Source organism: Bartonella sp. AC130YNZD, assembly GCF_042196865.1.
In the GTDB taxonomy this organism is placed as follows: domain Bacteria; phylum Pseudomonadota; class Alphaproteobacteria; order Rhizobiales; family Rhizobiaceae; genus Bartonella.
Window position 1 is genome coordinate 1 of sequence record NZ_JBHIQZ010000041.1, and the last position, 6,219, is coordinate 6,219.

Annotated in this window: 11 protein-coding genes and 1 pseudogene; 6 read left to right on the forward strand and 6 right to left on the reverse strand. The window is 35.9% G+C overall.

The features are described 5' to 3' along the window. The 4 genes and pseudogenes from ACFINU_RS08695 to ACFINU_RS08710 all read right to left on the reverse strand — a co-directional run. A pseudogene (locus tag ACFINU_RS08695) lies at window positions 1-668 on the reverse strand (hypothetical protein); the annotation flags it as partial. Next, on the reverse strand, window positions 658-1,011 hold the full coding sequence (locus ACFINU_RS08700) for a DUF1376 domain-containing protein (protein WP_375618825.1): 354 nt from the start codon (window positions 1,009-1,011) through the stop codon (window positions 658-660). The pseudogene ACFINU_RS08695 and the gene ACFINU_RS08700, both read right to left, overlap by 11 nt. Continuing rightward, window positions 1,001-1,336, reverse strand: coding sequence for a hypothetical protein (locus ACFINU_RS08705; RefSeq protein WP_375618826.1), 336 nt, complete (start codon window positions 1,334-1,336; stop codon window positions 1,001-1,003). The genes ACFINU_RS08700 and ACFINU_RS08705 overlap by 11 nt, the downstream gene beginning before the upstream one ends. Then, the gene (locus ACFINU_RS08710) at window positions 1,326-1,808 is read right to left on the reverse strand and encodes a crossover junction endodeoxyribonuclease RuvC (protein ID WP_375618827.1); all 483 of its coding nucleotides are present in this window, start codon (window positions 1,806-1,808) and stop codon (window positions 1,326-1,328) included. The genes ACFINU_RS08705 and ACFINU_RS08710 overlap by 11 nt, the downstream gene beginning before the upstream one ends. A gap of 38 nt (window positions 1,809-1,846) precedes the next feature. Between ACFINU_RS08710 and ACFINU_RS08715 the strand changes: the two genes are divergently transcribed. Beyond that, entirely contained in the window at window positions 1,847-2,713 is an 867-nt protein-coding gene (locus tag ACFINU_RS08715; protein ID WP_375618828.1) for a hypothetical protein, read from the forward strand. Window positions 2,714-2,721: 8 nt separating this feature from the next. Here ACFINU_RS08715 and ACFINU_RS08720 read toward each other — a convergent pair whose 3' ends face one another. Both ACFINU_RS08720 and ACFINU_RS08725 read right to left on the reverse strand, forming a co-directional pair. Next, window positions 2,722-3,174: a hypothetical protein gene (locus ACFINU_RS08720; protein ID WP_375614814.1), complete on the reverse strand. Its 453-nt coding sequence runs from the start codon at window positions 3,172-3,174 to the stop codon at window positions 2,722-2,724. 12 nt (window positions 3,175-3,186) lie between these two features. Further along, window positions 3,187-3,432 carry a helix-turn-helix transcriptional regulator gene (locus ACFINU_RS08725; RefSeq protein ID WP_375618829.1) on the reverse strand — a complete coding sequence of 82 codons (246 nt, stop codon included), beginning with the start codon at window positions 3,430-3,432 and terminating at the stop codon, window positions 3,187-3,189. Between the two features lie 100 nt (window positions 3,433-3,532). Here ACFINU_RS08725 and ACFINU_RS08730 point away from each other — a divergent pair, with 100 nt between their 5' ends. The 5 genes from ACFINU_RS08730 to ACFINU_RS08750 all read left to right on the forward strand — a co-directional run. Next, window positions 3,533-4,135, forward strand: a complete 603-nt coding sequence (locus ACFINU_RS08730) for a S24 family peptidase (protein WP_375618830.1) — start codon at window positions 3,533-3,535, stop codon at window positions 4,133-4,135. A gap of 79 nt (window positions 4,136-4,214) precedes the next feature. Further along, entirely contained in the window at window positions 4,215-4,832 is a 618-nt protein-coding gene (locus ACFINU_RS08735; protein ID WP_375618834.1) for a S24 family peptidase, read from the forward strand. A 269-nt stretch (window positions 4,833-5,101) separates the two neighbouring features. Then, a complete protein-coding gene (locus ACFINU_RS08740) occupies window positions 5,102-5,476 on the forward strand; it encodes a hypothetical protein (RefSeq protein ID WP_375618831.1) in 375 nt (124 codons plus the stop codon). A gap of 67 nt (window positions 5,477-5,543) precedes the next feature. Next, on the forward strand, window positions 5,544-5,936 hold the full coding sequence (locus ACFINU_RS08745; protein ID WP_375618832.1) for a Rha family transcriptional regulator: 393 nt from the start codon (window positions 5,544-5,546) through the stop codon (window positions 5,934-5,936). 9 nt (window positions 5,937-5,945) lie between these two features. Beyond that, window positions 5,946-6,219: antA/AntB antirepressor family protein (locus ACFINU_RS08750; RefSeq protein WP_375618833.1), on the forward strand; the 274-nt coding region annotated here is incomplete at its 3' end.

The following is a 6,219-nucleotide window of genomic DNA, read 5'->3' on the forward strand; positions in this document are numbered from 1 at the left end:
AATCGACAACCGCGATTAGCTTGCGCTCGTTTTGCTTTTTTGGGAACGTTCTCTTGCTCGTGAATGGGAGGTTGGTTGTCTACACCCGTTGTGATTTGCTCTGATGTGGTCTCAACAGCAGCAACCTCTGTTGGCTCGTCAACCTGTTCGTTTGTTTCTAAACTTTCAGAACCAATTTCTTTTTTTGCTAAAACGATAGTTTTAGTTTTTTTATTATATATGTTATTGTCTATGTTAATGTGTTTCATCATGATGTCATCATGACCTCGTGATGACATCATCATGACATCATCATGGTCTTTTGATGAGTCATCTTTATGTTTTCTTCTCTTAGTATTCGCAGCTTTTATAGCTTTTTCTGAAAGTTTATTTAAATTCTCATTGCAATTTTTTAATTCTTCTTCAACATCGAGATTCCATAAACGACCATCTTCTAAACGAATGATGTATCCCTCTTCTAGCAAAACATTCAATGCTGTCTCAAATTTCTTTACTGAATAACCAGTGTAATGAGATAAAACTTTAATATTACAAAAAAGAGGTTCACCAGTACGAAGCATGCGAAACCGCAATCTCATATAGATATTACCTTCTACAGGAGGTAAATAATCGACAACTACTGCCCACCTATCTGCAAAAAGCCTCGTCCACGGTAATTTAGTTGACATATTTTACCTCCTTTTCTTCATTATTATTAAAGGCAAAATTATCTAGCTCTTCTTCATTGAGATTGTTGAGTTCTTCTTCAACTTCTAAACTCCATAAACGACCGTCTTCTAAACGTATCAGTTTCTCATCACTCAATAAAAAATCTAGCGCTTTATTAAAAGCTTTTACTGAACAACCAGAAATGCGTGCTAATATAGAGGCATTCTCAAGAATTGGCTGTCTCTTCTTATACATAAGCAATATCAACATCATATAAGTCGATATTTGATACGACGTCATTCCACTAGCATCAGATACCCAATCAGAAGGAAAACAACGAACCCAAGCTAACTTAGTTGACATATTTCCCCTCCTGTTCTTTATTATTATTTAGATCTTCATTGAAGTTATTGAGTTCCTCCTCAACTTGTGAACTCCATAAACGACCATCTGCTAAACGTATGATGACTCCAACTCTCAATAAATAATCTAACGCTTTTTCAAATCTTTTTACTGAACATTTAGTAAGATAAGAGAATCCTTGTGAATTATTTATAAGAGGTTCGCCAGTGTAGAGCATTTGCAATCGCAACCTGAGATAAACATTGCATTCAATCGCTGGTAACAAAACAATATCAAGAAGACACTTCTCTACATTAATTGTTACAAACTTATTTCTATTGGACATCCCCAATTTCCTTTCCTTTAACTAAATATAAAATTGCTAAAGCATCTGCTTCGTTGTCGTCTTTAGGCGTATGTCCTTTTGCACATACCGCCTTAATCATTTCTTCTTTTGAGGCATTGCCTTTTCCTGTTGTTGCCTTCTTAATTGTGCCAACAGGAATGCCTTCATATGGTATCTGATGATGTTCACACCACGCTGTTAAGGTTGCTAGAAAGCCCCCGTAAATATGAGAAGCGTCTGTACCTACATGCCGGCGTACCTCTTCAAAATACACCGCGTCAATTTCATCAACAGACCTCTTTAGTTCAGAAAGCCATTTCTTAAAGCGCAAGTAACGCATGCCACCGCCTTCAAAACGGCGTGATTGAAAATGTTCTGTATCACTTGTGATAAAACCATCTGCATCACGAAGCGCCCAGCCCGTCTTCGTCCCTAGATCAAGACAGAGAATGGTTTGTGCATTAGTGATCATAATCCCCCCTTAAGGCTCTACGTATTTATATGCGTGCTATGACAGAGCGTGTTGTGACTGCTTGTCTTGCAAAAATGTTTTTGAAAAAGTATCCTCCCAACGATTCTAAAAAAGTGGGGGGAGTTATGATGCAAGAATGGATAGTTGATAAGGTTGTATTCTTATTGCACCGGATAAATGATAGTGCTGTATTTTTGCTGCACTGGATAAGTGATAATCTTACGATTGCTCCTATTATTGCTACGATAGTTACTGGAATGGTGACACTTTTTGTGCAACAACGAAGCTTAAAAAAACAACTTAAAATCTTCCAACGACAAACTATAGCATCAGAAACCCAGACAGCTATTCTATTAGAAGATAAAAAAGCACGAGATTTGGGACCATATTTGAAATTGAAGGCAGTATTCTTCCCACAAAAATATGAAGGCACTTCACGCGTTAGGGTGAAATTATGCATTAAAAATCTTACTGGAGAAGATATAATGATAAGGAATATACGCATATCGAAAAAAAGTCCCTTTAAGTTTGTTAAAAATGCTTGCCCTTTCGTTAGATGGCCATCTAAAACTTCAGGTGAACACCTCGTCATTAAAAGAACAACTCCAAAGCTCATTGCTTTATGTCCCCAAAATATAAAATCAAATGCTTCATCAGAGTTCGCTTTGAATTTTTTTATTATACGTGCTAAATGCTACACTTTTTTAGATTTCATAATTAGCTGCCGTAAGCCTAATTCCCGCAACATTGCAAATTTTACACTTGACCACACTTCGATTGTTAATCCAGAGGAAACATTCACTGTTCATTTTTGGGACTCATATCCACGCTCAAAAGATACATATGATGAATTTGGCTCTGAATATTCCTTTTTGGCTGATAATCCTCATTTGTGGTTTTTTTGATGCCAAAATTAAAAGCATTCTCCTGCAAAAGTAAAATCGATCAATCTTGGTTCTTCTTTTTTGTTAATTAAGCAAATGATTTTATTATTTAATTTATTAATTAGCTCCATTTGTGAAGCCAACTTTAATCTTTGTTCATACAGTGTCTTATTTTTTTGCTTAATTAAAGAGAATAGGTTTTCAAGTACTACTTGCTGTTGTTCAATTGACTTATCTCGCTCTGCAAGAGTGGCTTCATGCCATCTCATCCAACTATCAAATTTTGACTTATGCCATTCTTCTCGTTTTTTAAGAATTGTTGTGTGAGTTTCGTGTCGTTTCACAAGATCTTCTATGCTACAATCACGATCCGGTATCCGTACAAATTCTTTCACCAATCTATCTCCATTCTTCATTTTCGAATTACAACCTATTAATCTACAAAGCTGCGTATAGAGTTTCTTCAATATTCCGTTTCTCATGATCTTTCTTCTTTAAGAGTGTGAAGGGTGCTGTTGCTGTTCATCATTATCTGTAGAAGCAGGTGTGAAAGCAGAACTAGAGCCAGAACATCCTTGCAGTTCTTGCAGCTTTAGATAATTCTTTAAAGATAAACCTTTTCCTTGTTCCCAACGACAAACAGAGGCTTGCTTAACGCCTAAAATGTCTGCTAATTCCTTTTGTGTTAGCGATAAACACTTTCGGATAGATTTAATCTTGAATTTTTCCTCTGTGTCCATTTGAGTTAAGTCCTTTATTTTAACCATATACGCAATTGTATAACATAAATTAAAAAAAACAATAGATTTTTTTTAATTTAAAAATCATAAGTAACTAATTATGACGAAAAATATCATTGCTACATTGCAAGTATTGCAATCTGAATTTGGTCTCAGTCAAAAAGATCTTGCCGATAGACTAAATGTAACCCAAGCAACCGTATCAAGATGGTTAGGAAATGAATCAGATCCTAGAGGTTCACACAGAGACGCAATTTTAGAACTTTATAAAAGCTTAAAGGGTTATAATCAAATTACTACACTTGTTCCTGTTATGGGATATGTAGGAGCAGGATTAGAGATTGACACCGATGTTGAGCAAATCCCAGAAGATGGGCTTGAAACAATTGAAATACCATTTGATTTGCCTTTTGAAGCAATAGGTTTTGTGGTTCGTGGAAATTCTATGTATCCTGTGTATAAAGATGGTGATTTAATCGTAGTTAAACATCTGCAAACAAAGCCAGTGAGCGATTATTACGGTGATGAAGTCATTGTTCTGACAGAAGATAATAGGCGATTCATCAAACAAATTACTCGCTCTTCAGAAGGCATTGTACTCAAATCATGGAATGCAGATCCCATTAAAAATGTTAAGATAAAATGGATTGGGGAAATAATTTCAATACTGCCACGTAAAGCTTATCGCTTGCTTACGAAATAATTCACAAGTCAACCTTGAATTCTCTTATTTTGAAGATGGCATTTAAGTGAAAATGCAAAAAATAGTGGATAATGTACAAATGACTTATTTGCCAAAAGATAGACTTAAAATAGCGCGTAAGAATGCTGGATATACGACACCAAGTGAAGCTGCGCGCACTATACCAGCTCTTAATCAAAATACCCTAATTAGTCACGAAAATGGAAATCGTGGTATTTCGCGTCAAATAGCCGAGCTCTATGGACAAGTATTTAATGTAGATCCGGGGTGGATTTTGTATGGCGAGTCTCCTCAAGAAAATCCTAATCTCAATATAAGTATTCCTCTCGTTTCATGGATTAGCGCTGGAGAACTAAGAGAGCAAGATGGGATAATGGATTTTTCAGATTATCCTATGACAGAGGCTGTTAATCTTCCTGCCGGTGAATGGATTGCTTTACGTGTAGATAGCGCATCTATGAATAAAATTAGCCCTCCAGATTCTATAATATTTGTAAATATGCGAGACAAAAAACTTGTGCCTAATGCCTGCTATGTAATTGCAGATGAATCTGGACAAGCGACATATAAACGATACAGACCTAATGATGATCCTCCTTTTCAGCCTGCTTCATACGACAAAACAATAAAGGCTCCAAAACTTGAAGGCGCTATCTCTATAATAGGTCGTGTACGGCGCACTATTCTTGATATGTAAACACAATACGATTTTCTGTTCACGTTATCAATGAGATTGCCATCAACAGATTGAAGCGAGTTTGATTGATTTTTATCAGTAAACCGCACATTTACTGATTCTAAAATCAACTTTTAATTCCATTGCTTGTGAAGATGGCATTTAAGTGAAAATGCAAAAAAAATGAAATATATGTGATTTTTTTCTTTCTTATATTTATACATTTGCGTATAAGTAATTATACAAACCACGCACAAACAATCGCCAAGAGGCGTTAGGGAGGAAAAATTATGGATAAGCCAATTCTTATTAATTCTGATGAAATCTTATTAGTTATCTATGATGATGATCAAAACATTGGTCGATCGGGACCACTGGATGAAAGCCAAGTTCTAAAAATTATTGACGAGGCAGATGATGCAATCCAAATCTTTCGCATCAATCCTTCTGAGAATAATTGTGAAGATATCTCTGAAGAAATTGCAGAAGCATATGTAAAAGAAAATATCGAACATCTCCACGAGGAGAGTAAAGTTCATGACTTTGTACGCGAGAGTGTTGCTTACCATGACCTTTTATCTGATTTAGCAAAAGAAAAATATAATGATGAGTTTTACGGTACCTATGAACAGCAGCACCGTTTGCGTCCTTGTGATGTGCTTTAAAATTCTTAAGGGCGTTTGAAAAAGCGCCCCCTTTCATTCATCAATCCCACCCAATATGAGGTCCGTAATGGAAAAGCTAATTGCTATCCAGCAAAATACAAACAAACACGAAACAATTCCAACCATGTCTAGCATTGAAATTGCAGAGTTATGCGGTAAAAGACATGGCTATGTAATACGAGATATTCGTAAACTATTTAGCGAACTTAAAATCGACCTGAGTAATTTTGCTGGATTATACAAAGATTCAACAGGTCGTACTCTTCCTTGTTACCATCTTCCTAAACGTGAATCTCTTATTGTCATTTTAGGTTATAACACTGTGTTACGCGCAAAAATCATAGATTATTGGAAAAAATTAGAAGAGCAAGCAGCTAATCCCCAAATCGATTTTTCGAGACCTGAAATACGAGCAGCTATCATGATGCATCTTAAAAATAAAATTAAACAGACTGCATAGGAGTTCATCATGAACACTCTCATAGAGATTAAAGAACAAATCATTGATCAGGAAATAGTTCAGACAGTAAATGCACGTGATCTGCATGCATTCTTAGAGGCAAAACGTGACTTTTCAAATTGGATTAAGGACCGTATTACCAGATACAATTTTATAGAAGGACAAGACTTTGTAAAAACACAAGATTTGCGGTCGCCAAATTTGGCGAGCGCAAAATCTAGGGCTGTTATCGCGATTAACTACTATCTCACACTCGATAGAGCCAAAGAACTTTCTATGCTTG

What these genes read in the sequence shown, in the direction of transcription:
- ACFINU_RS08725 (WP_375618829.1), bottom strand. Translation starts at nt 3,432, where the DNA reads ATGGACACAGAGGAAAAATTCAAGATTAAATCTATCCGAAAGTGTTTA.
- ACFINU_RS08745 (WP_375618832.1), top strand. Translation starts at nt 5,544, where the DNA reads ATGGAAAAGCTAATTGCTATCCAGCAAAATACAAACAAACACGAAACA.
- ACFINU_RS08715 (WP_375618828.1), top strand. Translation starts at nt 1,847, where the DNA reads ATGACAGAGCGTGTTGTGACTGCTTGTCTTGCAAAAATGTTTTTGAAA.
- ACFINU_RS08735 (WP_375618834.1), top strand. Translation starts at nt 4,215, where the DNA reads ATGACTTATTTGCCAAAAGATAGACTTAAAATAGCGCGTAAGAATGCT.
- ACFINU_RS08730 (WP_375618830.1), top strand. Translation starts at nt 3,533, where the DNA reads ATGACGAAAAATATCATTGCTACATTGCAAGTATTGCAATCTGAATTT.
- ACFINU_RS08705 (WP_375618826.1), bottom strand. Translation starts at nt 1,336, where the DNA reads ATGTCCAATAGAAATAAGTTTGTAACAATTAATGTAGAGAAGTGTCTT.
- ACFINU_RS08700 (WP_375618825.1), bottom strand. Translation starts at nt 1,011, where the DNA reads ATGTCAACTAAGTTAGCTTGGGTTCGTTGTTTTCCTTCTGATTGGGTA.
- ACFINU_RS08720 (WP_375614814.1), bottom strand. Translation starts at nt 3,174, where the DNA reads ATGAGAAACGGAATATTGAAGAAACTCTATACGCAGCTTTGTAGATTA.
- ACFINU_RS08740 (WP_375618831.1), top strand. Translation starts at nt 5,102, where the DNA reads ATGGATAAGCCAATTCTTATTAATTCTGATGAAATCTTATTAGTTATC.
- ACFINU_RS08710 (WP_375618827.1), bottom strand. Translation starts at nt 1,808, where the DNA reads ATGATCACTAATGCACAAACCATTCTCTGTCTTGATCTAGGGACGAAG.